General features: G+C 43.9%; 23 protein-coding genes. 7 read left to right on the plus strand and 16 right to left on the minus strand.

Annotated elements, in window-relative coordinates:
- Nucleotides 1-7: 7 nt before the first annotated feature.
- The 3 genes from prs to KO531_RS15980 all read right to left on the minus strand — a co-directional run bounded on the left by prs (nucleotide 8) and on the right by KO531_RS15980 (nucleotide 3,076).
- Nucleotides 8-895, minus strand: a complete 888-nt coding sequence (gene prs, locus KO531_RS15970; RefSeq protein WP_219251656.1) for a ribose-phosphate diphosphokinase — start codon at nucleotides 893-895, stop codon at nucleotides 8-10.
- A 357-nt stretch (nucleotides 896-1,252) separates the two neighbouring features.
- Nucleotides 1,253-1,966 (minus strand): NUDIX domain-containing protein, encoded by a 714-nt coding sequence (locus KO531_RS15975; RefSeq protein WP_131525016.1) that lies wholly within the window; start codon nucleotides 1,964-1,966, stop codon nucleotides 1,253-1,255.
- An 81-nt stretch (nucleotides 1,967-2,047) separates the two neighbouring features.
- On the minus strand, nucleotides 2,048-3,076 hold the full coding sequence (locus KO531_RS15980) for a pyridoxal-phosphate dependent enzyme (protein ID WP_219251657.1): 1,029 nt from the start codon (nucleotides 3,074-3,076) through the stop codon (nucleotides 2,048-2,050).
- 267 nt (nucleotides 3,077-3,343) lie between these two features.
- Between KO531_RS15980 and KO531_RS15985 the strand changes: the two genes are divergently transcribed.
- Entirely contained in the window at nucleotides 3,344-3,751 is a 408-nt protein-coding gene (locus KO531_RS15985; protein WP_028759602.1) for a YccF domain-containing protein, read from the plus strand.
- Between the two features lie 35 nt (nucleotides 3,752-3,786).
- On the opposite strand, the gene KO531_RS15990 is transcribed toward KO531_RS15985, so the two are convergent.
- The 5 genes from KO531_RS15990 to KO531_RS16010 form a co-directional block, all read right to left on the minus strand.
- Nucleotides 3,787-4,677: an alpha/beta hydrolase gene (locus tag KO531_RS15990; RefSeq protein ID WP_219251658.1), complete on the minus strand. Its 891-nt coding sequence runs from the start codon at nucleotides 4,675-4,677 to the stop codon at nucleotides 3,787-3,789.
- Nucleotides 4,674-5,714, minus strand: coding sequence for a M14 family zinc carboxypeptidase (locus tag KO531_RS15995; protein WP_219251659.1), 1,041 nt, complete (start codon nucleotides 5,712-5,714; stop codon nucleotides 4,674-4,676). Before KO531_RS15995 ends, KO531_RS15990 begins: the two co-directional genes overlap by 4 nt.
- Nucleotides 5,715-5,879: 165 nt before the next feature.
- Nucleotides 5,880-6,626 (minus strand): transporter substrate-binding domain-containing protein, encoded by a 747-nt coding sequence (locus KO531_RS16000; protein ID WP_212601317.1) that lies wholly within the window; start codon nucleotides 6,624-6,626, stop codon nucleotides 5,880-5,882.
- Nucleotides 6,627-6,979: 353 nt separating this feature from the next.
- A complete protein-coding gene (locus tag KO531_RS16005; RefSeq protein ID WP_219251660.1) occupies nucleotides 6,980-8,692 on the minus strand; it encodes an AMP-binding protein in 1,713 nt (570 codons plus the stop codon).
- A 139-nt stretch (nucleotides 8,693-8,831) separates the two neighbouring features.
- Nucleotides 8,832-9,212 carry a DUF6508 domain-containing protein gene (locus KO531_RS16010; RefSeq protein ID WP_168827411.1) on the minus strand — a complete coding sequence of 127 codons (381 nt, stop codon included), beginning with the start codon at nucleotides 9,210-9,212 and terminating at the stop codon, nucleotides 8,832-8,834.
- A 277-nt stretch (nucleotides 9,213-9,489) separates the two neighbouring features.
- Between KO531_RS16010 and KO531_RS16015 the strand changes: the two genes are divergently transcribed.
- The 4 genes from KO531_RS16015 (at nucleotide 9,490) to KO531_RS16030 (ending at nucleotide 15,390) form a co-directional block, all read left to right on the plus strand.
- On the plus strand, nucleotides 9,490-9,951 hold the full coding sequence (locus KO531_RS16015) for an EVE domain-containing protein (RefSeq protein ID WP_219251661.1): 462 nt from the start codon (nucleotides 9,490-9,492) through the stop codon (nucleotides 9,949-9,951).
- A gap of 109 nt (nucleotides 9,952-10,060) precedes the next feature.
- The gene (locus tag KO531_RS16020; protein WP_168827409.1) at nucleotides 10,061-10,399 is read left to right on the plus strand and encodes a hypothetical protein; all 339 of its coding nucleotides are present in this window, start codon (nucleotides 10,061-10,063) and stop codon (nucleotides 10,397-10,399) included.
- Between the two features lie 369 nt (nucleotides 10,400-10,768).
- On the plus strand, nucleotides 10,769-12,016 hold the full coding sequence (locus KO531_RS16025) for a hypothetical protein (RefSeq protein ID WP_131525024.1): 1,248 nt from the start codon (nucleotides 10,769-10,771) through the stop codon (nucleotides 12,014-12,016).
- A 512-nt stretch (nucleotides 12,017-12,528) separates the two neighbouring features.
- Nucleotides 12,529-15,390: a TonB-dependent receptor gene (locus KO531_RS16030; RefSeq protein ID WP_219251662.1), complete on the plus strand. Its 2,862-nt coding sequence runs from the start codon at nucleotides 12,529-12,531 to the stop codon at nucleotides 15,388-15,390.
- A 111-nt stretch (nucleotides 15,391-15,501) separates the two neighbouring features.
- On the opposite strand, the gene KO531_RS16035 is transcribed toward KO531_RS16030, so the two are convergent.
- Together KO531_RS16035 and KO531_RS16040 are read right to left on the minus strand one after the other, a co-directional pair.
- Complete coding sequence (locus tag KO531_RS16035) at nucleotides 15,502-16,296, minus strand: TIGR00266 family protein (RefSeq protein WP_113940919.1); 795 nt, start codon at nucleotides 16,294-16,296, stop codon at nucleotides 15,502-15,504.
- Nucleotides 16,297-16,552: 256 nt separating this feature from the next.
- Nucleotides 16,553-17,467: a LysR family transcriptional regulator gene (locus KO531_RS16040; RefSeq protein ID WP_028759592.1), complete on the minus strand. Its 915-nt coding sequence runs from the start codon at nucleotides 17,465-17,467 to the stop codon at nucleotides 16,553-16,555.
- A gap of 207 nt (nucleotides 17,468-17,674) precedes the next feature.
- On the opposite strand from KO531_RS16040, the gene KO531_RS16045 reads away from it, so the two are divergent.
- Nucleotides 17,675-18,835, plus strand: coding sequence for a homogentisate 1,2-dioxygenase (locus KO531_RS16045; RefSeq protein ID WP_219251663.1), 1,161 nt, complete (start codon nucleotides 17,675-17,677; stop codon nucleotides 18,833-18,835).
- A gap of 76 nt (nucleotides 18,836-18,911) precedes the next feature.
- Nucleotides 18,912-19,952 carry a 4-hydroxyphenylpyruvate dioxygenase gene (gene hppD, locus KO531_RS16050; protein WP_219251664.1) on the plus strand — a complete coding sequence of 347 codons (1,041 nt, stop codon included), beginning with the start codon at nucleotides 18,912-18,914 and terminating at the stop codon, nucleotides 19,950-19,952.
- Between the two features lie 124 nt (nucleotides 19,953-20,076).
- Here hppD and KO531_RS16055 read toward each other — a convergent pair whose 3' ends face one another.
- From KO531_RS16055 to KO531_RS16080, 6 genes are all read right to left on the minus strand, one after another.
- On the minus strand, nucleotides 20,077-20,631 hold the full coding sequence (locus tag KO531_RS16055) for a sugar O-acetyltransferase (protein WP_219251665.1): 555 nt from the start codon (nucleotides 20,629-20,631) through the stop codon (nucleotides 20,077-20,079).
- A gap of 169 nt (nucleotides 20,632-20,800) precedes the next feature.
- Nucleotides 20,801-21,286: an Atu1372/SO_1960 family protein gene (locus tag KO531_RS16060; RefSeq protein ID WP_198573679.1), complete on the minus strand. Its 486-nt coding sequence runs from the start codon at nucleotides 21,284-21,286 to the stop codon at nucleotides 20,801-20,803.
- Nucleotides 21,283-22,272, minus strand: a complete 990-nt coding sequence (locus tag KO531_RS16065; RefSeq protein WP_251068984.1) for a glycine betaine ABC transporter substrate-binding protein — start codon at nucleotides 22,270-22,272, stop codon at nucleotides 21,283-21,285. Before KO531_RS16065 ends, KO531_RS16060 begins: the two co-directional genes overlap by 4 nt.
- Nucleotides 22,259-22,735, minus strand: a complete 477-nt coding sequence (locus tag KO531_RS16070) for a VOC family protein (RefSeq protein WP_028759587.1) — start codon at nucleotides 22,733-22,735, stop codon at nucleotides 22,259-22,261. The genes KO531_RS16065 and KO531_RS16070 overlap by 14 nt, the downstream gene beginning before the upstream one ends.
- Before the next feature lie 154 nt (nucleotides 22,736-22,889).
- Nucleotides 22,890-24,056 carry a major royal jelly family protein gene (locus KO531_RS16075; RefSeq protein WP_251068985.1) on the minus strand — a complete coding sequence of 389 codons (1,167 nt, stop codon included), beginning with the start codon at nucleotides 24,054-24,056 and terminating at the stop codon, nucleotides 22,890-22,892.
- A gap of 11 nt (nucleotides 24,057-24,067) precedes the next feature.
- On the minus strand, nucleotides 24,068-24,601 hold the full coding sequence (locus KO531_RS16080; protein ID WP_263168142.1) for a YbhB/YbcL family Raf kinase inhibitor-like protein: 534 nt from the start codon (nucleotides 24,599-24,601) through the stop codon (nucleotides 24,068-24,070).
- Between the last annotated feature and the right edge of the window lie 112 nt (nucleotides 24,602-24,713).

Raw genomic sequence — 24,713 nt, forward strand, 5'->3', positions numbered from 1 at the left:
ATTTTCCTTAATGATTCATATAACTCAAAACAGCATGGCAATGACAGAACTCGCTCGAAATATGTGTGGGGACACCTAAACTATCGGTACAAAATAATCTGTCTATGCCCGACTCTCGCAGTACCAACTCGCTGGCCTTATCTTCATAATGTGACACGATCAAAATAACGCTTTGGGCCCCCTTTTGCTTTAATTTGATGGCAAGTTCAATAAAGGTTCTGCCACCCGCGCAAATGTCGTCAACGATTAAGCAGGTTTTACCCGATAAGTCATCACAGAACACTTCGGTAGCGATAATATGCCCATTGACCACATCACGATGTTTATCGGCCCTGATCACCGGCATTCCCTGTAACGCTTTAGCTAAGCCGAATACTTTTTTATTCGCCCCCGCATCGGGCGAGACTAACACTAGCTCACCCGATAATTGGGCAGTGATAGCGGCGACAAAGCTGTGATTGTCTATAACCTGAACTCGGTCTAACAATGCGGCGGTGACATCGCTGTGAGGGTCAAATACAGTGACCGAAGCATATTGCTGCTGATTAATTAGGCTAGCATAGACTTTTACCGACAAAGCCTCACCGGCATTACACACCCTATCTTGGCGAGCGCCCGGCATATAAGGCAGTAACAGATCAATTTGCTCTGCACCACTGCGACGCAATGCATCAGTTAACAACAAGAGCTGCATGATGGAATGATCGCCACGATAACCGAAGAAAACTGTGACGCGTTTCGCTGGAGGAACCAGTAGTTGAACATGGTTTTCCCCCGCACCAAATTGAAATAAACGGTAGTGAGTCTCATCGCTAGCTGCGGGTAACCGATAAAAATCGGCTTGCGAACATTGAGCGTGAGAAGCATCTTGAGACGTTTGAATACGTTGGGACATAGTAACCTCCTGTCTGTGGCAAGATTGCCGAAATTGACGACGCCCTTGTTGTCTACATGAACAATAGTGTCTTAAAGACATTATTATGTAAAGTTGATTTTTAGACTATTTCAGACGCCGCAACCTAAAATGTTATGCTTAAATGGCACATAGTGTCTTTTAGACACTATTGGTAGGGAAGACAACTAAGAAGCTACAATATGGGTATCGAGTAATACAAGAACCGGAGACATTAAGGCAAAATCAGTAATTAAACAGCCTTTACTGATTCAAAGTCACCATGAATAAGGCATAAGCAGTCGCCGTTACTCATATTGAGCAAGGCGAATATCTTGCTTAAATCCATATTCACTGTGATCAACATTCTAAATTTCTTAAGAAGCGATACGATGCGGTATTGGGTTTCAAGCGGTATAAATTAGCAGGACGACCACGTTCGGTGCGCTTTAATCCCGTATCGATCAATAAATCAGCCTGTTCAACCCGCCGACGAAAAGATTTACCTTGGATAGGCTTGCCCAGTAAAACCTCATGTACATGCTGCAATTCTGGCAAGGTAAAAGGTTCAGACAGTGCAAATCCTGGCACTAAAGAATATAAGGCTTTTTGTGTTAAGCGTTCCCGCGCTTGCTCAATTAACTGCAGATGATCAAACGCCAAGGGCATCTGCAACACATCTGCTAATGGCCACCACTTAACATCACTCACTGAATCAATCTGAATTTGGCAAGCTTGATAACTCATCAAGGCGGTATAACACACAGTCACAGACCAGCCTCTTACATCGCGACCACGATTACCCACAGTGCATAGCTGCTCAATATAAGGTGGCACTACCGCGGTTTTCTCATGCAGTTTACGTAATACAGTTTGCTCAAGGGATTGGTCGCAATTTTCATCGATAAACCCTCCAGGTAATCCCCATAAACCTAAAAATGGATGATTTGAGCGTTGTACTAAGAGTACTTTAAGTTGCTGATCGTGATAGGTAAACAATACGGCATCCACTGTCAGTAGCTGAGCCTTAAAAACCTTAGGATCGTAATTGGCGAGATATTCCGCTTCAGTCATTGATATTCCCCATCGTTCCAAATCATCAGCTTAACTTAGCATTACACAGCTTCAAACATATTATGTCTTAGCGTCACTAAGTCAATGATCAGAGGCGCAGGATGAGCCACTTCGCCCAAATTTACGCTGATAACGTGGCAACATGGTCTCGTTCCCGAGTAAGCCACCTTGGTGAATATACATCACTGGACGAGAGCCTCCGCCTTGTAAATATTCCTCAAGCACAATAAAACCTAAGGGATCGTAGAGTAATTCAAACTGCACGCCTGAGGCGCAGACCCGCTGCCACATGGCATAAAATTCCGGATAAAGTTTACCAAAATGATATTTCTTGCCGACATTAACAATCTGTGGATGCTCACTGGTATTGGAATTAAGTAAGGAAAATTGCAAGCGCAAATAATCATCGCCACCGACAACGGCACAAGTCACGACGCGAATATCCGTTTGCTGACGGATAAAATACTGATTTAAAAATAACGCAGTCGTTCCCGTCCCCGAAGGTAAAAACACCGTTAAATCAACCAATCCATTCGCCTTCGCAAACTGTACTATCTCTTGCGCCAATCTATTAACCCCGTATTCGGCGTAAGCACAACGACCCCCCTCAGGGATAAAAAGCGCCGTCGGCTCATTCACGAGTACTTGAGCCTCGATATAATCTTGGCAACTCAGTCGCACATCGCCCACTTGCGCTGTAGGGTCAGGCCTAGCATTAAGATTTGACAAAACGTGAGGTTCAGATTGCGACTGAGTGCACGCCTGCTTTTGTGCTATTAACACACTTAAATCGATAATATTAGCGCCATTCGCTAAAGCGGCAGCGTAATTGCCCGTAGGATGTTTAACCACTTGACTGGCAATATGATCTACATAAAAATCGCATTGCCAGCCTTTCATCTTCGCTAATGTTGACAATGAATACAGTGAGTTAGCCAATGGCGAGCCGTGACCTATCACCTTGCTGATGCCTGCAAACTCATGATCTAAAAAATAGCCGAATTTGCGAGCTTTATTGCCACTAAACGCCGGATGCAGTAAATCATCACGTTTTAGGAATATGTCTCTGCCAGCAAAGGCAAATGTATCGACAGGGGAATTTGCAAACATCAAGCTACTCAAACGATTAAATTCTCTGGTTTTTAAACCAGTTAAGGGAAGGCTAGTGTAACTCCGCCCTTCCTGTTACGCCCTTAAGAAATTATCAATTTGGCGAAAAACTAGTGAAAATGACACATGAATCTCGAATACATATAATTAACCAATTGATTATGAACAATTTAAATAGTTGGCATAGTTATCGCTTAGACATTGACATATATTCAATTTATCGAAGCTAACGATAAAGGCTAACAGGGTAAACATAAGGAGTTTTCAATGGCTGTATTACGCTTAATATTCAACATAGCTTGGTTTGTACTCGGCGGATTTGTGATGGGACTCGCTTGGTGGCTCGCAGGTATCCTGTGTTTTATCAGTATCATTGGTATTCCCTTCGGCCGCGCCTGTTTTGTTATCGGCGAAATGACCTTTTGGCCCTTCGGCCAAGAACAAATGAACCGTCGCCACTTAACTGGGCGTGAAGACTTGGGCACAGGTGCATTAGGCATGGTAGGAAATATCATTTGGTTCTTACTGTTTGGGATCTGGTTAGCCATAGGGCATTTGGTCCACGCCTTAGCTTGTTTTGTGACGATTATCGGTATTCCCTTTGGGATACAGCATCTTAAATTGGCTTTACTCAGCCTCACACCGATAGGCCAAACCGTAGTGGCTAAAGCTTAATAAGACAATGCGTTAACTGCGCTATTCACTCTCGATTATTTGGTTTCAAGAGTGGATAGCGCTTTGTCATCCCATACAGCAAATATCGCTTCGTTTAAGGCTATTTCTTCCTCCAATAAAACGTTGCAATCATATTGAGTATTGGCAGACTCGCTATCCGCAGAAAACTGCGCTTGCGGCTTAGTCGCCCCCACAATGTCCAACAGATAATGCGCCAGTTTTGCGGGTGCATCTATAGCGGCATCGTGACCACAATACGCGAGTACAATCAAATCGGTGTAAAAATGCCGTGCTAACGCCTTACTCGATGCGATACTCACCAGCGCATCACGGTCACCGCAGAGCACAGTTATCGGCACTTCCACTGTCAATGGACATTGGTATTGAAAAGCCGCCCAAAGTTGTCGCCATACATTGCGTCGACTTGGTGTAGTATCGCGGCGAAACTCACTCCACTTGACAATTAACTCTCGGTCTCGCCGATGACGAAAACTGGTTAAACGCACTATAGTCGACTCGATTGGATGTAAAGCGTCACCCCGAGCCCGCATGAAAAAAGCCTTCAATGCATTCAGCGGGTTAAATCTTTGATACCAAGACGATAAATTCGCCGCACTGCTGTTTAATACAAAGACATGCCTTATCTGCCAAGGTCGCTGGCATGCCATTTCCAGCGCCAACATACCGCCCATAGACAAACCGAGGAGATAAATAGTCTCCCCTTCCTGTACCAGCTCATCCAATTGCTGCCACACGGCATAGGCATAATCAGCAATCTTAAGCGGACTTAATTCGTGGGATAGCGTCCCATTGCCCGGAAGATCCGGTGTCAGCACTCGCAATCCCTTTTGTCGCAGACGCTGATCGAAACCATTCCAATGGCGCTGATCACGCATTAATCCCCTTAATAACACCCAAGTTGTCATGACTGAGACTCCCAATACCAATAATGCCGTGCGCACTCTGTCAGCTCAGCCAAACGTTCAGGTGTTAACTGCTCTAACGATTGGGCATAGGCCGCTTCCATCATAAATTGCATGAGTACTGTATGCCTGCGTAAAATCCTGTGGTGACGATGTGTTTTTTGTGGATTGAAAAAGCCAGCAAAATTAAATATTTGTCTAGGATTTTTCTTTATCCATGCCCAAGATCCCATCTCTAATGTCAAAGGTAAAAATGGCACCTGAGCAGAATGATCAGCCACTTGATGCTGGCGATAGAGGTAATCCCAAATATCGCCATGAGTGCGATAAAACTGGCTCTGCGGCGCCAACCGATAATGGCCGTGATGGGGATAACTCTGTTCAAATAATTGTTTTAGATGAAAAATATAATTGGCATTTTCGAAGGCGGTACGGGTATGGGCGTAGGGGAACCAGATATGATCACTCAAGCCAAATCCCGAGTGGGCATCGAGCGAAATCAAACTTGTGCTGCGACTCAACAGTTGTTGTACATAGGCAACTAAACCCGCGGTTTCCAGCTCCATTCCCCCAATACCGCGATACCAGGGCAGCCGTGACGATATACGCTGTCCTCCCACCATAAAGGACACTTTTTCACGGGATTCTATCGGAGCGTTACGCATCAAATCCACTTGATTACCATTGCCCCGCGTTCCCATGAATAACCCAACAGGATTCACTACAGGTACAAAAGCTAACCGCAGGCCCGTTAGCATCTGTTGTAGGTGTTTATCCCAAACAAGCCGCTGCAATAAACTGTTTAACAATGCCAAAATAACTTGAGATCCAATACGTTCAACCCCGTGCACGCCACCCACAAAGAGTACTGTCGGACAAGGCGTATCTGTACCACCTAATTCAACACTGTAAAGGGGGAAATGCTCTTGGCGGAATGGAATGTCGGCAAGGATCTGATAATCCAACTTAAGATGATGAGTATCAATAAGTTGCTGCAGCGTATCTAACTCAAATGGAAGCTCAAAAGGAAGTTTCTTCATGTCACCTTAATCAATAAAATGAGAGAACAACTCATACCATTAAAGTGATACTAATATTGAACAAAGACAAAATGATGACAAACTGCATATCAGAAGTGACTTTACGGGGAAATAAGCGGAAAAATAGCGAGTAAAACAAAGAATAAGCTATCCTAAAACCCTACATTAGTCTTCACGATAAAGTAGCTCTCCAATGATGGTTTCTACGTCAACCTGCGCTAAACCTTGGTCAACAATATCTCGCCAACGCCGTCCCTCTTCTGTATTACGAAACGCGATATAGAGCTGCTTATTCGCCAAAATTTGCCGATTGATTTGCAACTTTGTCGCCAGCGGCTGTAAGGGCTTTTGCTTGAGTAAATAGTGCAAAACGTTGACATCAATCACCGCGGCATCAATCCGACCTGCGGCAACTTTTTTGACATTATGCTCATCCGAAGTCACAGCTTCAGTCCGCTGTACACCGGAAACGATCATGCGATCTAAGGCCTGAGTATTCACATAATCTTTCACCACACCTAAGGTATAGCGATTAAGATCTTCAATATAATTCCAACTTACTGGATGGGACTTTTGCTCCACCAGCCCCAATGGACTTTCGCCAATCGGTTTTGAAAAAATAAACTTTTCAGTTTCTACATAGTATTCAGGAAAATAACCTATGTAGTCAGAGTTCGGCATAGTCGTAAGTTTGACAGCGCGGCTCCACGGATAAAAATCCACTTTTAACTGATGTCCCATAACGTTCAGCGCCGCCCGTACCACGGCAATACTGGCACCCTGCTCCGTTAATTGCTCTCCTGAATAAGGCGGCCAAAGTAAAGAAGTGAGCATTAAGGTATCCGCTTTAGCTACGCTCAATCCCATAAAGGAAAGACAATACACAAGGAGCATTGAACGCCATCGAACCATTTAGTACTCCTTTGCCTACATGGATTTACGACTACATCATCGACAACTTAACGCTTTCGTTTTTATCTGCCGAGATTTTATGACTGGTTAGATTTTATGACTAGTTTTAGTATAGCCATCAAGCCACAGCGGGGAAGTGAAGTTTTGTTACAATTAGAATAACGACATTAGCAGCGAAAGCTAACTCAACATGCAGCTTGACTTGATGGTATGACTCGCCAACTTTTTCATTAGCCAATTAGCTTGTTCGTTTATCTGCTAACCGAAATAGCTAGATAGAATAAAATTCAAGCCGCATTGCGCGGCTTGGAAGTCAAATATCAATAGTATTAATCAGCTCAAAGCCAAATGACTTAAGCATTAATATCTTCATATAACTCTTGATACATCAGCTCACGCATTTTGAATTTCTGAATTTTTCCCGTCACTGTCATTGGATACTGATCCACAAACTTGATATAACGTGGCACTTTAAAGTAGGCGAACTTCTCGGTGAGAAAATGACGAATATCAGCCTCTGTAATCGCGGAGCCTGAGCGGACTTTAATCCAAGCACACACTTCCTCGCCGTATTTATCGCTTTGAACGCCAAAGACAGCCGCATCCTGCACATCTTTATGGGTGTAAAGTTTCTCTTCAATCTCACGGGGATAAATATTCTCGCCGCCGCGAATAATCATATCTTTAATGCGCCCCACAATTTGCACATAACCTTGTTCATCCATTTGGCCAATATCGCCCGAATGTAGCCAGCCTTGACTGTCTATGGTTGCCGCCGTTTTCTCAGGATCATTCCAATAACACTGCATAATGCAGTAACCGCGACTACAAACTTCACCGGGTTGATTAATTGGCAGCACTTCGCCAAATTCATCGACAATTTTCACTTCGGTATGGGGTAAAGCACGGCCAACAGTGAGCACGCGTTTCTCTACGGGTGAGTCGATTTCAGTAATGTGATTGAGCGGACTGCATTCGGTCTGCCCATAACCAATCAGCACTTCCTTCATATACATCAGGTTTTGTACACGTCGCATCACTTCTTCAGGACAAGTTGCCCCCGCCATCACGCCGGTTCGTAAGGAACTCAAATCAAAACGAGCAAATTCTGGGTGTTCCAACTCGGCAATAAACATGGTCGGTACGCCATGCAAAGCGGTGCAACGCTCTTGTTCAATCACTTGCAATGTCGTCAATGGATCGAAGGATTCTCCGGGGAACACAGCAGTTGCGCCTTTAGCTAAGCAGACTAAACTGCCGAGTACCATGCCAAAACAATGGTATAAAGGCACTGGAATACAGAGTTTATCGTGGCAGGTAAACTTCATCGCCTCTGCGACTAAATAGCCATTATTCAATATGTTATGATGGGATAGGGTCGCACCTTTCGGGCTGCCCGTCGTGCCAGAGGTAAACTGGATATTAATCGCATCGTATGGGCTTAATTCCTTAGCAATCCTCTCGAGCATTATCCTGTCAGCGGCGGTCACATCAACGATCAAGTCATCAAAATTCAGCATACCGACGGATTTCTCCGCGCCCATACGGATCACAAATTCAAGCTCAGGTACGGCTTTAGCTTGTAATTTACCCGAGGGGCAAGAGGTTAGCTCAGGCGCCAATTCATATAGCATCTCAAGATAATTGCTGGATTTAAACTTATCAGCACAAATTACTGCGCGGCAACCCACGTTACTCAGCGCATATTGCAACTCTTCAGGACGATACGCAGGATTAATACACACCATGATGGCGCCAATTTTAGCGGTCGCATATTGAGTTAAACACCACTCGATATTGTTAGGCGACCAAATCCCTACCCTATCACCAGACTTAATGCCGAGTTTTAATAGTCCTGTGGCGAGCGCATCGATTTGGGCAAGATATTGGCGGTAATTCCAGCGGATATGTTGATGGTGTACGACGACAGCTAATTGGTCGGGATACGTTGCCGCAATCTCATCAAGATATTGACCTATGGTCTTCTCAACGAGTTTCGGTGATGACTCGCCTCTAAACTCGCTAACGTTGAGCGGGCTTATAACTTGGCTTGTAGGAACTGACATTAAGGCCTCCGTGCATTTATTATTATGGTTAGCGAGGTCCAAACTAACCAATCCACGGATCATGTCACAAGTAAAAAAGCACTTTATTAGACTAAAGAGTAAGACAAACTATTAGATAACAATCCATTAAAGCCCAGTGCTAACGGCTGATAAACTCAAAATGAGCACTCGACTTAGGCACATTTAAGCTTTGTAACCGCTCAACAATGGCCAGTAACACCCCTTGGCGACGCATATTTTCTAACACGCCGGGGCTAAAAACCTCGAGTCGCGTCATGGCCGTCAACAGCAACTTACATTGTGCGATGCTAGCATCACGAATATAGGCAGGTTTATCGACTAAGTAACTGTTGTTATACCAATAGTCCCAAGTGAAATTAGCCAATAACCAACCTTGCGTTGTCAGGTCATTAATAAATTCCAGCATTCGCTCATGACTTAAGATCACATCACCCGCCGTAAAATCCTTAAGATATTTAGTGTATAAGCCACAATCGGATGTCATTGTTGAAGTCCCCATAACACACCTCACAGGTTTTGGTTGCCTCTGCTGCCACAACTTGTACGACACCAGTCACAAACCGAGATCGAATTTGACGCTTTGCCTTATAAACACGAATTTGCATAAGGCATACCAAATAAGATTGCTGTCAACAGGCTAAGCCACCTTATCTGAACGGAAACTTAATCAAACTCACAATATTTGATATGGGTGACGAACTGGGGTATTCGACAAAATTCAGATAAACTCAGCGGTATTGAAGCGCTTAACGGCAACTATGAGTAAAGGAAACAAGATGAACTACTGGCTTATGAAATCGGAACCCGACGAATTCAGCATAGATGATCTTAAGGCTTGCCCTAACCAAACTGAAGCTTGGCATGGGATCCGTAACTATCAGGCGCGTAACTTTATGCGCGATGAGATGCAGATTGGTGATCAGGTATTTTTTTACCATTCAAGCTGCAAAGTACCCGGAATTGTCGGCATAGCAGAAGTCGTGACCAATGCGTATCCCGACAGCACAGCCTTCGATCCCGAATCGAAGTATTTCGACCCTAAGTCAGATCCAACCAAACCAAGATGGCTGCGAGTGGATATCCGCTTTGTCAAAAAATTTAACGAGATTATTCCCTTAAGTTTGATAAAAAGTTTACCCCAACTGGCGGACATGTATTTAGTCTCTAAGGGGTCAAGACTCAGTATCCAACCTGTGACCGCCGAACAATGGCAAGCCGTACTCATGTTAACCCGCTAGAAAGCAATCTTGAACCAGAACGTTCAGCTATAGTTCATTTAGCATCGCCTATTGTTGGCCACATCCAGCATTGGACACAACATCAACTCAATGCCCCTTAGGAGTACAGATGAATAAATTGACCTCAGTGGTAATCACAGGACTTGTCCTCAGCTTAACGATGTCCATCTCAACCTTTGCTAAAGATGACCATGAGCACCACAAAAAGGATAAAAGTCTACCGCCGGGATTACAGAAAAAAGTTGACCAAGGTCAGCCACTGCCACCCGGTTGGCAGAAAAAACTCCACCGTGGTGATGTGCTTGAGCATGATATTTATGATCGCGGCCGCATCGTAGTCCCCTTAGACAGAGATGGCATCATTAGCATTCAAGTCGAAGGTGCACTAATCAAACTCGATAATAACAGCCGTAAAATCCTCGATATCGTCAATATCATTACCGATTAACTTCCCATGGCAAAATGGCATTTATAACTGACACTTTTACAACTACGCCCAGCGCTTATCTGGGCGTAGTTGTACTTCCTAATACTGCTTTGATCTATCAAAAAACGTTGTTTGTAAGACAATTTATCACCCCAGTCCTCACTCAATAACGTTCTAACTTACAATAAAGCAACATATTGATATTTATCATATCTTTACTATCTGGCTATTGGTCGTAAATTGGCTAAATGCTAGACTCATGCAGGGTGAAAAGAGATCGAACAGAACAAGATAAGTGTCACCTAAAAATACTCATGCGGCTAAGGCAAAATCTTAATTGAATTCATAGCATCCCGATAATGACCGTAGACTAACGCTGGATTTTTGATAATGGAAAACACCTCACTTCAACGGGTTAAGCAGGCAATTATTGCGGGGTTCTGGGCATCACTCGCCAGTATTTCTGTGGGTTTTCTATTTAAACTCTGGCTAGCACAATGGGTTGCCAAAGCCGATCTAGCGCTCTATCACACAGTGATCGACATTATCTCACTGTCGCTAATCCTAATGACGGGATTTCGCTCCTCTATGGTGGTGACCTACTCCCAGACCAAGCAAGATGTGGATATTACCAATATATTCCGCTACAGCTTGATCGCTATGGTATTACTGACATGGGGCTTAGTTTTACCCTATATCAAACACAAACTTCAGCTCAATGTAGAATATTTTCAATTGGTTGGGATTATTCTGAGTATGGGGCTCAAGGTCTATTTTACCAATCAAATTGCCATGTACCGGCTATATGCCATCTCCAATAGAGTCACTTGGTTAGAGCCGCTCGCGCAAGTGACTAGCTTTTTATTATGTTTCTATGGCTTAAAACAAACCGCCATTGCATCACTCTTTTACAGCATGACACTGTCATCGCTCATCGTTGCCTTATATATGTACTTAAAACGGCGCAAAGATATTGCCACTCCGCCCTTAAGTGCAGTGCATTTTGATACGGGTTTACGCAGTTTTATGAAGAAAAGCCTGACGGCGTCCATGGAAGCGGGGGCCAGTATCTTGATGATTTACATCACCGTACTGCTGACTATTGCCTATTTCAGCATAGATGAACTGGGTGATTTCCAAGTGGTGGTGCGGCCGATGATCACTTACCTCACCCTGCTTTTTGTCTTTCCCATCTACCGTTTTGTGCTGCCCGAAGTCGCAGTGTGCGTACGAGAAAAACGCTTTGACGAAGTGCAACAAATTAAGTCATGGCTGACGAAAGTTTCTTTGTGGACCAGCGGTATTTTTTTTGTCGTTATGGTCTTTGCGAGCAAGCCGTTAGTCGCTTGGTTATTCCCCGAGCAATACATTAAAGCGGCCCCAGTATTAATGCATTTCTCCATGTTTTTTATATTTATGATGCTCAATGGCTATCAGTTGGCCTATATCAAAGCCCACGGTTATTTTACCCAAAGCCTACTTATTCGCCTTGCTGGTATCGCAGTACTGGTCGGTACTTTCTACGCTTACCGCCTGTATACGGAGAATGTCGTCGCGGTGATTTTAGCCTTAGGCACGGGCTATTTGATGATGTATTTTATTTCAAAAATCATAGAGAGAAATATTAAAAATAAATAGCAAATATAAAATAATTTAAAAAACCTTTCATTAAACCCACAACAACATTAATCATTAATTGCTAGCAATACTTTATAATGAATTAACCTGGTAAACCTGCAAATAATACTTTCTAACGATTGATATATGATAATTATAAAATAAACAAAAAAAAGTAAGCAAAATAACCAAATAAGAAACACTCAGTTACAATTAATATCCCGCGAAAAAAACAAATAAAATCACAAAAAATAATAATCTTTATAATCAACCAATTAAATACCTTCCACCTAAAAACAGTCTATCAAAAAACAATTACATGTTACAAATAACGAATCACATTGTTTAATTAATGTAAAATAATCAACAAAATTGTTCATCTAACCTTAAACGATTGTCGTCAAAATTAACCTAAAAACACCTACAGTTTGACAATCTCGCAACTTGGAAATAAATATGTGGTTGGAGTTGTTAAGTGCAGCTTCAATTTACAACTATAAATTTAACCAATAAAAAATATAAAGGAGAAATGTATGAACTCTTTGTCACTAACGGCAAAAGCGGTTCGCTACGGTATATTTGCCGCAGCAAGTCTAACAGCTTCCACTTTTGTTCATGCCCAAACTGAAGAACCAACTGAAACATTTGAACGTATTGAAGTTACAGGCTCAAAAATTAAGCGTATTGGTGAACTCACGCCTACACCTGTGACAGTTATATCAGGTGATGGGTTAATTGACGCAGGTGTCGTTAACGTTGCTGATTTGCTGCATAAGATGCCCAACACACTAGTAGGACTATCACCTGAAACAACCAATAATACTGTATTTGCTAGCGGATTAAATAATACAGACTTAAGAGGACTAGGCTCTGACCGTACACTCGTTCTTGTTAATGGTCGTCGATTTGTTGCAGGAGCACCTGGTTCAGGTTCTGTAGATCTTAACAATATACCAACAGCTATGGTTGAACGAATTGAAATCACAACTGGTGGTGCATCAGCAGTATATGGCTCAGATGCTATCGCGGGTGTTGTGAACATTATTACGAAAAAAAGCTTTGATGGCATTTCGGTTGACGTTTCGACTACACAGCCAACAGAAGATGGTGGTGAAGAAAAATATGCTTCAATAACATTTGGTTCAGAAGTAGGTAAAGCTAATTTTATTACTAACCTTAGTTGGGCTCGTCAGGGGCAATTATCCTTTATGGATAGAGAGTTCCTACGTGAAGCTCCAATTGTTGTACGTAATCAAAATGCAACAGGTCCAGATGACCCACAGTCTGTTGTATGGGGTTATGGTCAACAAGTATTAGCTTCCTATAGTAAAACAGGGACATTTGTTTCAAATGGTACTCGATACTCATTTGATGAAAATGGCAATGTTAGACCAATGCAATTAGGACAAGCTTTACCTCCGCTGACTTCTGGTCGTGTCGATTATCTCGGCGGAGAAGGTTATAACTTCGCAGAAAACTCTTTCATCAAAACGCCATTAGATCGCATTAACTTTTTCTCTGTCATGAGCTATGACATTAATGACGATCATAAAATGACCATGGAGGCGACGCTTAGTAAAACAGATGCCTATGGCGAAAGCTCCCCAGCTTTCCTAAGTTTGAAAGTGCATGATGATAATGGGTTTCTCTCCCCTGAAGCAGCAGCACTTATCGCTGCTGAAGAAGCTAGGCTTGTTAATGCAGGCAAAGCAGAACCAGGAGATGGTATTTCTCTAGGATACCTTGCATCGGACTTTGGTAATCGAAAATATAGCCAAGAACGAACGACTGCCCGTATAGCACTTGGCTTTGAGGGAGCACTTTCTGAAAATTGGTCTTATGACACTTATGCTACCGTTGGACATGTTCAAGCTGATACAGAATGGTATGGTGAAATGTTCGAGCAACGCTTCTATGACGCTGTTGATACTATAAAAAATGATAAAGGGGAAGTAGTCTGTCGTAGTGAAAGTGCTCGAAATAATGGATGCCTTCCACTCAATATATTTGGGCGCGGAATCTACGATAAAAACGCCTATGATTGGGTAAGTACTGACGCAATTCGACGCTCATCTATCACTCAATCAGCTCTCGGAGCATCCGTAAGTGGTGATCTATTTGAATTGCCAGCAGGTTTTGTATCGAGTGCATTCTCTCTCGAGTATAGAAAAGAGCAGGCAGACACTTTACCAGATCCAGCTATGCGAGAGGGCTTACTGTTCAACAACCAATCTCAGCCACTTAAAGGTGAGTTTGATGTAACGGAAGCTTCTGCAGAATTGTCAATTCCATTACTAAGTGACATTACATTAGTACAAGATTTAACACTGGAAACAGCTTTCCGTTATATGGATTACTCGACATCTGGTTCTGATACTGCTTGGAAAGTAGGCTTAAACTGGGCTGTCTTCGACGATTTGAGGATCAGATTAAACCGTTCGAAATCTGTTAGAGCTCCCAATATAGGTGACTTGTATAGCCCACCAGGACAAACATTCAGATCTATAAAGGATTATTGCGCTTCTAGCTACCGCAACCAAATAAATCCTGAATATCTAGACAATGTCTTGGCAAACTGTGCGGCACAAGGTATTCCTACCGATTTCGAACCATCTCAAGAGTGGTATGGTTCGACTCGTCCTGGATTTATAGTAGGGAACGAAGACTTACAAAACGAAGTTGCCGATGACATAACTATCGGTTTTGTCTATACCCCAAGTTATATTGAAAACCTAAGTTTCACTGTTGATTACTGGAAATTTGACATGGAAAATGTCATTAACAGTTTTGATGGCCCAGATGTTGTAAAGTATTGCTACCAATCAAGCACTCTAGACAACCCATTCTGTCCATTGCTTGAACGTGATCCTGATACGCATGAGATCACCAATTACTATGAAAAACCAGTTAACTCTGCGACCAGCATTACTTCTGGTGTAGATATTGAAGCTAACTATAAGTTTGAAAGTAGCTTTGGTGACTGGGGGATCCGCCTCTTCAGTACTTATCTAGAAGAACGTTCATTTAATTCAACAGGTTTTGCTGAAGATGAAATAAAAGAAACAGGTGAACAAGAGCGGCCACGTTGGCGTCATCGTTTTACGACGGATTACACCTACGGAGATTTCTCTGCAGTACTAACTGCGAACTATCGTAGTAATACAGTTTTAAGTAACGATTGGTCACCAAATCAAAACAACTATAATGATATTCCATCATATATTACATTTGATTTAACCAGTCGCTATAACATCACTGATGCATTACAAGTTCGTGCGGGCATACTCAACATGTTTGATGAAACCCCACCTCGTCAACCGAGTGTATATAACCAAGGTGCTTACTATGACATTCTGGGACAACGTATCACTGTAGGCGTTAACTATAAGTTCTAACCAACGTTACTTAAGCTAATTTAAAATCTCCCATTTGAAGTGACATATCATCAATCTCGATATGTCACTTTTTTTACTTTTACATAAAGGCGCCCCATTAAAAATGTTGTGTTAGCGCCCATCGAGCATGCGACCAAGACCACCAAGCACAGAGCCTTCACCGCGATCACTTCCTCCTGCCGATGGGGCATGGGCGATAATGCGGTCCGCCATACGTGAGAATGGCAAGCTTTGTAGCCAAACAGTCCCGTGGCCTTTGAGTGTGGCTAAAAACAAACCTTCACCGCCAAAGACCATAGACTTTAATGAGCCTGCACGCTCTATGTCGTAATCAATCCCTGAGGTAAATGCAACAAGACAACCTGTGTCAACTCTTAAGGTTTCACCTTTTAGTTCTTTTTTCACTAAGGTGCCCCCCGCATGGATAAACGCCATACCATCGCCCTGTAGACTTTGCAGAATAAACCCTTCACCACCGAAAAATCCCGTACCTAAGCGGCGATTAAATTTCATCGTCACGCGTGTACCTAAAGCCGCAGCCAAAAAACTGTCTTTCTGACAGATAAGCTCACCACCATGTTCGGCCAAGTCGATCGCTAGGATAGTGCCTGGATAAGGGGCGGCAAAGGCGACTTTACGTTTTTGATTGCCTTGGTTGGTAAAGTGAGTCATAAAAATGCTCTCACCCGTCAATGCCCGTTTACCCGCGCCCACCAACTTGCCAAAAAAGCCAGACTCAGGCTCAGAGCCATCGCCCATTTTGGCCTCAAAGCTAATATCTTGCTCTAGATAATTCATCGCGCCCGCTTCAGCGACCACGGTTTCGTTAGGATCGAGTTCCACTTCAACCAACTGCATACTGTGGCCGATAATTTCATAATCCACTTCATGACAACGTCTAGACATACTGTTCCCCTTAACTGTCAGTTCCTTGTTACTATCCTTTAGATTGACCCCGATGGACGACTCTTTACTTATCGCGGCTCAATTTCACTCTTCATCTCGACCTTAATCTAGATCTAAGCTCAGTCTGAATTTAGGCCTTATTTTAACTCTCAATCTAAACCTTCATCTGACCTAGGCATTAATCTATGACATAAAATGTCAAAATGCGATTATTTTATGCGGTAACTTGTATCAAAAAATGACAAACGGCGACTTATCAACCTAAACCCACGCCATTAAACTGCTCAGCCTTAGCAAACTCCTCTAATATCAACTCGGTAAAAAGTTGTCCCGCACGCCCTAACGGACGCTCTAAGGTCGAGACGAGCTGTGGAATAAACGTAAAACGACTGCCACCGACGAAGTCGATTTCAACTAATTCGCCCTTAGCTAACTCTTCTTGCACTAAAAAGTCCGGCAACCAGCCAAAACCTAAGCCTTTTAACAAAGCGTTCTTTTTCATGATAAAGCCAGAAAGATAAAACACTTTATCGCCGCCAAATTGCATTTCATCGCGGTAACTTTTATTGGGTGAAGAGTCTTCGATAGTTAATTCCACATGTTGCTGCAGCTCAGACAAACTAATTTCGCGAATAAAAGACAAAGGATGCGAAGCACTGGCTACCAGTACGCTAGTAATTGCAGGCAACGGCTGCGGATGATAGTAGGGGCCAGTGCGATAATCTTTCACTAACATCAAGTCAGCATTATCACGCTCGAATCTGTGTTGTACACCGCCTAAAAACTCCATATTCAGCTGAATTTTAGTGGGGATTTGATGTTCAGCCATGCGCTTTAAGGCCGTCATGATAGGCTCCATCGGTAAGGCGCCATCTATCACTAGTTCTAGCTTTGGCTCCCAGCCTTCACTGAAACGACTGGCAAGATGTTCAATGTTTGCAAGGTGTTGCAGTAATCTTTGTCCCTCGGCCAAAATCACGCGGCCCTCTTGCGTCAGCTCAGCACGATATTGCTCACGGCTAAAAAGCGGCACGCCTAAGTGCTCTTCTAACTTTTTAACTTGATAACTCACCGCCGATTGCGCCTTGTGTAATCGCTCCGCCGCCTTGGCAAAACTGCCCTCTTCCACCAGCACTTGCAGCACATTAAAAGCATCAATATCAATGCGCATGGTCACTCCTTGGCTCTAATGAACATGTCACTGAAACACTACGATTCGTAAAGATTAGAATACCATCTAATTTTTAGATTGAGATAACGGATTTATTATTCTTTTTTTTGTTCATTCAAGCAACTAAATTGATAACAAGATCACATAACCATAACGACAAGCGAAGTAGAGCTAATCTCACGCCGCTGTAAAAACCAAGGATCCTCCATGCCATTTTATGTGAAACAAGGCCAGATTCCCCATAAGCGCCATATCGCATTTGAAAAGGAAAACGGCGAGCTTTACCGTGAAGAGTTGTTCTCAACCCATGGTTTTTCCAATATTTATTCCAATAAATATCACCACAACATGCCAACCAAAGCATTAGAAGTGGCGCCCTATAGCCTAGGCCATGGTGCCAATTGGGAAGACTCGCTGGTCCAAAACTATAAACTCGATTCCCGCGACGCCGACCGTGAAGGTAATTTTTTCAGCGCCCGTAACAAGATTTTTTATAACAATGACTTAGCACTTTATACCGCCAAAGTCACCGCCGATACCGACGAGTTTTACCGTAACGCCTATGCCGATGAAGTGGTTTTTGTCCACGAAGGCGAAGGCACACTCTACAGCGAGTACGGCACGATTAAGGTACAAAAGTGGGACTATCTCGTGATCCCACGTGGTACCACTTATCAACTAAAATTCAACGATTACAGCAATGTGCGACTTTTCGTCATCGAGTCATTCTCTATGGTGGAAGTGCCTAAGCATTTCCGTAACGAGTATGGTCAACTATTAGAATCGGCACCTTACTGCGAGCGCGATTTGCGCGTACCTACACTGCAAGAGGCTGTGGTTGAGCGCGGCGCCTTCCCCTTAGTGTGTAAGTTTGGCGATAAGTACCAACTCACCACGCTCGAATGGCATCCCTTTGATTTAGTGGGTTGGGATGGCTGCGTTTATCCTTGGGCATTCAACATCACAGAATACGCACCAAAGGTAGGCAAAATCCATCTACCTCCTTCTGATCACTTAGTCTTTACCGCGCATAACTTTGTGATTTGTAACTTCGTACCGCGCCCCTACGATTTCCACCCTAAATCGATTCCGGCGCCTTATTACCACAACAACATAGATAGCGACGAAGTCTTGTATTACGTCGATGGCGACTTTATGAGCCGCACGGGCATTGAAGCGGGTTACATGACCTTACATCAAAAAGGTGTGGCCCACGGACCACAACCGGGCCGAACTGAAGCCTCAATTGGCAAAAAAGAAACCTATGAATATGCAGTGATGGTGGACACGTTCGCCCCACTGAAATTAACCGAACATGTACAAAATTGCATGAGCAAAGACTACAACCGCTCTTGGCTAGAAGACTAGCCCCAAGCCACCAGCACTCCCATGCGGGAGTCATTAGAGTGACGGCGTGTTGCACTAAAATAACGAGGAAAACAACATGGCAAGCGAACTAAATCCACTGGGCTTATTAGGTATCGAATTCACTGAATTCGCCAGCCCTGATACTGATTTTATGCACAAAGTCTTTATCGACTTTGGTTTTTCTCTGCTGAAAAAAGCCAAGAACAAAGACATCCTGTACTACAAACAGAATGACATTAATTTTCTGCTCAACACTGAACGCGAAGGTTTCTCAGCTAAGTTTGCTAAATCCCACGGCCCAGCCATTTGTTCTATGGGCTGGCGTGTAGAAGATGCCGGCTTTGCCTATCGCGTTGCCGTTGAACGTGGTGCAAAACCCGCCGATGATGCCAACAAAGATCTGCCTTATCCTGCGATTTACGGCATTGGTGACAGCTTAATTTATTTCATCGACACCTTTGGCGCAGATAACAATATCTATGCCGCTGATTTTGAAGATTTAGACGAGCAAGTCATCACCCAAGAGAAAGGCTTTATCGAGGTCGATCACTTAACCAACAACGTCTACAAAGGCACAATGGAACATTGGGCTAACTTCTATAAAAACATTTTTGGTTTTACTGAAGTGCGCTACTTTGACATCAGCGGCGTACAAACCGCGCTAGTGTCCTACGCCCTACGTTCGCCAGATGGCAGCTTCTGTATCCCGATCAACGAAGGTAAAGGCAGCGATAAAAACCAAATTGATGAATACCTGAAGGAATACAATGGCCCAGGTGTGCAACATTTAGCCTTTAGAAGCCGCGATATCGTTAAATCTCTGGATGCGATGGAAGGCAGCTCAATCCAATGCTTAGACATTATCCCTGAATACTACGACACTATTTTCGAGAAGTTACCGCAGGTCACAGAAAATCGTGAGCACATTAAACATCACCAAATTCTGGTGGATGGTGATGATACAGGCTATTTATTGCAAATATTTACTAAAAACCTGTTTGGACCGATTTTCATCGAAATCATCCAACGTAAGAATAACTTAGGTTTTGGTGAAGGCAACTTTACGGCCCTGTTTGAATCAATTGAACGGGACCAAATGCGCCGCGGCGTACTGTAAATTGTCATCCAACTAATAAAAAACGGTACGCACTGCGTACCGTTTTTCTTTCTACGAATATCTATATCGTCATCTAAATCACTATCAGCTTTGACACCAATCACTCGGCTTTAACTTTCCTGCGCTAGTCCACATCGATAGGTTTGATAACTTTACAAGGGTTCCCCGCCGCCACACAGTTCGCCGGAATGCTCTTATTCACTACACTACCAGCACCAATGACACAATTATCACCAATGGTCACACCGGGCAGTACAGAGACGTTTCCGCCTAGCCAAACATTATTGCCGATTTGAATTGGCGCGCCGTATTCCGTCGTTTGCCGCGCGATAGGATTAATAGGATGCGTTGCGGTAGAAATCATCACATGGGGACCAAACATCACATTATCGCCAATCGAGACGGAGCAAACATCTAATATGGTTAGATTATGATTGGCGTAAAATTGTTTGCCAATATGGATGTTATAGCCGTAATCGCAAAAGAAATTAGGCTCAATATGGGCGCAGTGTTGAATATCAAGCAGGCCACGAAGATGCTCCATTCGGGCATCAAGTAAAGTCGGTTCGGCCAGATTAAACTGATGACAAATGGATTTCGCCCGCATCCGCTCAGCCAATAACTCATTATCCCAAGCCTTATAGGGCTGGCCCGCCAACATTTTTTGTTTCTCAGTCATCGTATTGTCAACATTCCGTCAATGATGACCTAACCCTAACAATCGATTGATGAAAGTTCAAGAACTGCCTCATATGCTCTTGAATGAACTACCCGTCTTGCTGACAGAACATTTAGCTAACAGCCAATGTGAGTCACATTCAAGCATTCAATCTCAATCGAGACAAAGGTCATTGCCTTTGTTCGTCATCACAATAGAGTTCTGCAAATAAATACACTAGACACAAACTGTTCAGCGGCATGACAGGATTTGTCCAAATCATCCGGCTGTGACGCCCTGCTTCACCGAAGATTTCAAGCAATAAATCCGAAGCCCCATCGAGTGCTTTAGGATGTTCAAAGCAAGATTGATGCACATTTAGCACTCCTTCCAAGCGGTAAATTTGTTTTATCCGCGAAAGCTCACCGCAAGCCTGTTTCAATTGGGCAATGGCATTTAGGGTAGCAAGACGACAGGCAGCGTAGCCTTCGCTCACAGTATGATCGGCGCCCAATTGTCCTTGATACTGAAGCTCGCCCTCTAAATAGGGAAACTGACCCGAGGTCATTAACTGACTGCCAACAATTGAATAAGGTTCATAATTTCCAAGAGCCGCAGCAACCTCAGGTAGTTCAAGCCCTGCCGCCACTAGCCGCGATTCAGGTGTGATCATCATAATGTCACCCCCTGAGATGAGGCATTCGCAGGATTAAGCAGCGGGGCTAACCAGGTCGTCAAATGCTGAGGATTGACTGTCAGCCAGTTCGCAGCGGCCTCATCTTCCGTCATTCCTTGTCGATTAACCGCATAATCGAGTTCTGCAACCATTTGATTCGATAATACTATGTTATCAAGTACCTGAATTTGTGCTGGCGAGAAATTAACCGCTAACTCGTGTTCACGGGCGAGCAATACCGCTTTATCTTTTCCCCCGAGTAAACCTTTAGGGTCCTGAAGATCGCGAATACCGTATTGATGGTGTAAAAATTGTGGATGCCACAAAGGAACGATCACCCACTCGTTTACCGCTACGGCAGACTCAAAAGCCGCGACACAGTCGGCTTGAGTGCCTGTTCTAAATTGATAACCTGCCGCCGTTAATCCATATTGCGTCATGATCTTTTTAGAAAATCGCGTGATCCCCGCCCCCTCACCAATCCCTTGAATGATGGGCCGCATACGTTGCTGCACGTCAGGTTTGAGTAAATCCTCAATGCTCGACACTTGCTCAGCAGGCACATAATCGGGTACGCCCCAGAGCGCATAGGGCTCATAATGTAGCCCGAGTTGCCGCGTAGCAACTCGCTCTTCGACACCTTGTCGATAAATCCCATGGCTATGGGGCAGCCATGCTGAACACAGCATATCCACTTTGCCTTCACCTAGCTGCTCAAAATTAGCCTCGTGCAATGCATAGCTTCGTTGCACCTCTTTGCCCATAATCCCTATCACATGGGCAACCACAGCGGCGGTGACGCGATGAAAACTTAAGTCTGTCACTCCCATGCGAATCATCGGCTTACCCTGTGAGCTCTCCATATTTGTACTCTTATTCAATGAATTCATACCTATCGCACCTCGAGGAAATAATGCCAATGATGCCAAACTGCCCAATCCCAACGTTTGCAATAATTGCCTTCTGAAGACATTAATCTCCGCCATGTTCAGGCTCCTTGGTGTCTAAAATAGTGAGCCTATCCATCACAATCCCTACGATGGCGTTGTCCTTTGCATAGGGGAATATCATCTCTACTTTGATGCCATTCGGATCTTCAAGGAACAACTGATGCTCACCAATCTCAGGCACAATTCGTTCCTGAAAAATCATCCTCTGCTGGCATAAATGCTGCTGCATCTGGTGTAAATCCGTGCCACGAAACGACAAATGGTCAACACGTCCCGAGCCATAAATATTTCTGCTTTCCCCTAAGTAGGCATCTAGCGCCTGATCGCCCGCTTCCACTAAATGCAAAATGGGCTTATTTGAGGCATAGAGCCAATGTCCAGGAAAACCAAACTGTGGCCGCCAACCTAATTTCAATCCAAGGATAACTTGATAAAACAACAGCGTTTCAACCAGTTTGGGGGTTCTGATGGTAAAGTGATCCAATCCGATAATGTTCATATTGTCATCCTCTGGATGTCGTGACTCAGTGACTCGGTATAACCAAGTGCGAATCCAAACCGTTTTAATCCGCAAAAATTATGTGAATAAATTCAGTTAAGATAAGCACTTGGCGTAAGGTTATAAAATTAATTGATGAGATTAATTGTTCGAATTAATTACCACGAACGCCCGCAGCCAACGGCTTAAAACGGAAAATATAATAAGGTGGACTGTTTTCAGCTTTGCCATTGTTTAATGGCGCCGATAACGGTAATTGCGCAGCCCCAGAGTACAAATAACCTTGCTTGCCATAACTCACACCGTCGGGCCAAACCATACGTTCATCATGGACATAAGTGCGATACTGGCGAGAATCAGCAGGGATCACGCCAATGGCCCGCTCTCCCACTTCCGTTAGATACAAATTATTCGCTTCATCAATACTTAAGCCACCGTTGTCGGGCTTATCGGCATAAGCCTCCACTTTGGCAGAGAGTGCCGCAGGCGTTAACGAAGGATTGATGAGATCTGTCATCCGCACACGGTAAACTTTGTCTTTATTCATCGGGGCAAAGTAGAGCCATGTTTGGGTTTTATCTAAAGCAATGCCATCGGCACCCACATAGACTTCAATCTGCTTTCTACCTTTTGAGTCCTTATCGATAATCAGTGGCCGCTGTAAGTCTGGCATCACACTGTTATCACCCTGTAATAGTCGCCGACTTTTCCCTGTATTTAAGTCCACAACCACCAGCGCAGCCTTTTCACCAATGGGACCCGTGCCAATCCCCTCATCGGCAATCACAATCGCTTGATGTCGAGATGAGATAACAAAGTCATTATGTTGTGACTCAGGAAGAGAGACTGGCGCGGGCAAATGAATAATGCGATCTAATTGGTTTTTCTTGGTATCCCACGCCACTAATTTAGGCTCAATACGTGGCGCCTGCTGACCAGAATCTAATAGCCACACTCTGTCTTGATCGTCGGTTCGCAGCCCCAACACCCAATTAAGGCAAGTGTCAGGTTCTTTCGCTTTGCCCTGCGGATCATGGCATTGCTGCCAATCCGAATTAGGAAATGGCTTAGTACTACCATCCGCTAAAAGCTCGGCTACCTTAATATTAGGTTGATAGAAAGGGTGATAACTGAAAATCAATCGTTCATCTGATGTGAAAGTAATACCGCCCACAGCCCCATCAAGTTCGGCAAAGACTTCCATTTTTGCCAGCGGCTCAGTCTGTGTCGCCCATGAGTGAGAACACAACAAACTGGTTGCCAGTAGAGTAAAAGCCTTTGATAACATTGGGTATGTAATGCGCGTATATAATATGGTCATCTTCATTCCTCCTAACGTGGGCCAGCTAAAAGCGTTAAACTTGCTTCGCCTAATCTATGCTGCCAAAGATAGAATCCCACCAAAGCGGGTGTTGATCCCTTGTCTATCGGCAACTGCGCCACATCCAAAGCATGCACTGTCCATACATAACTGTGTTCACGTCCCTCTGGTGGACAAGGTCCAAAGAATCCAGGTTTACCTAAATCGGTATTAGCTTCAATGGCACCACTGGGTAGCGCTCCGCCATTCACACCACCTGCGAGAGTCGACACCTGTGCCGGAATGTCATACACAACACGGTGCCAAAAACCACTGCCAGTAGGCGCATCTTTGTCATATAAAGTGACAGCAAAGCTCTTGGTACCGGCAGGTACATTTTGCCAAGTTAAACGCGGCGCAATATTTTCGCCCGAACAACCAAATTGATTCCAATAATACTCAGGAGGGAACCTTGAATTATCAGCTAAATTACTTTCGAGACTAAACGCAGAGGCACTGTCGTCAGCCATAACGTAATTAATACTGGCGGCCAAAGCGACAGTCACCAAGAGAGTCTTTTTAAAAGAGGAGAAATAAGGCGATTTCATAATGTACTGAACCCATTTTTGAACTGTCCTAGAACAGTCATTAACCATTGATTTGAGAATGTGGGTTAGC

It is taken from the genome of Shewanella sp. NKUCC06_TVS (genome assembly GCF_019345515.1).
GTDB lineage: Bacteria > Pseudomonadota > Gammaproteobacteria > Enterobacterales > Shewanellaceae > Shewanella > Shewanella oncorhynchi.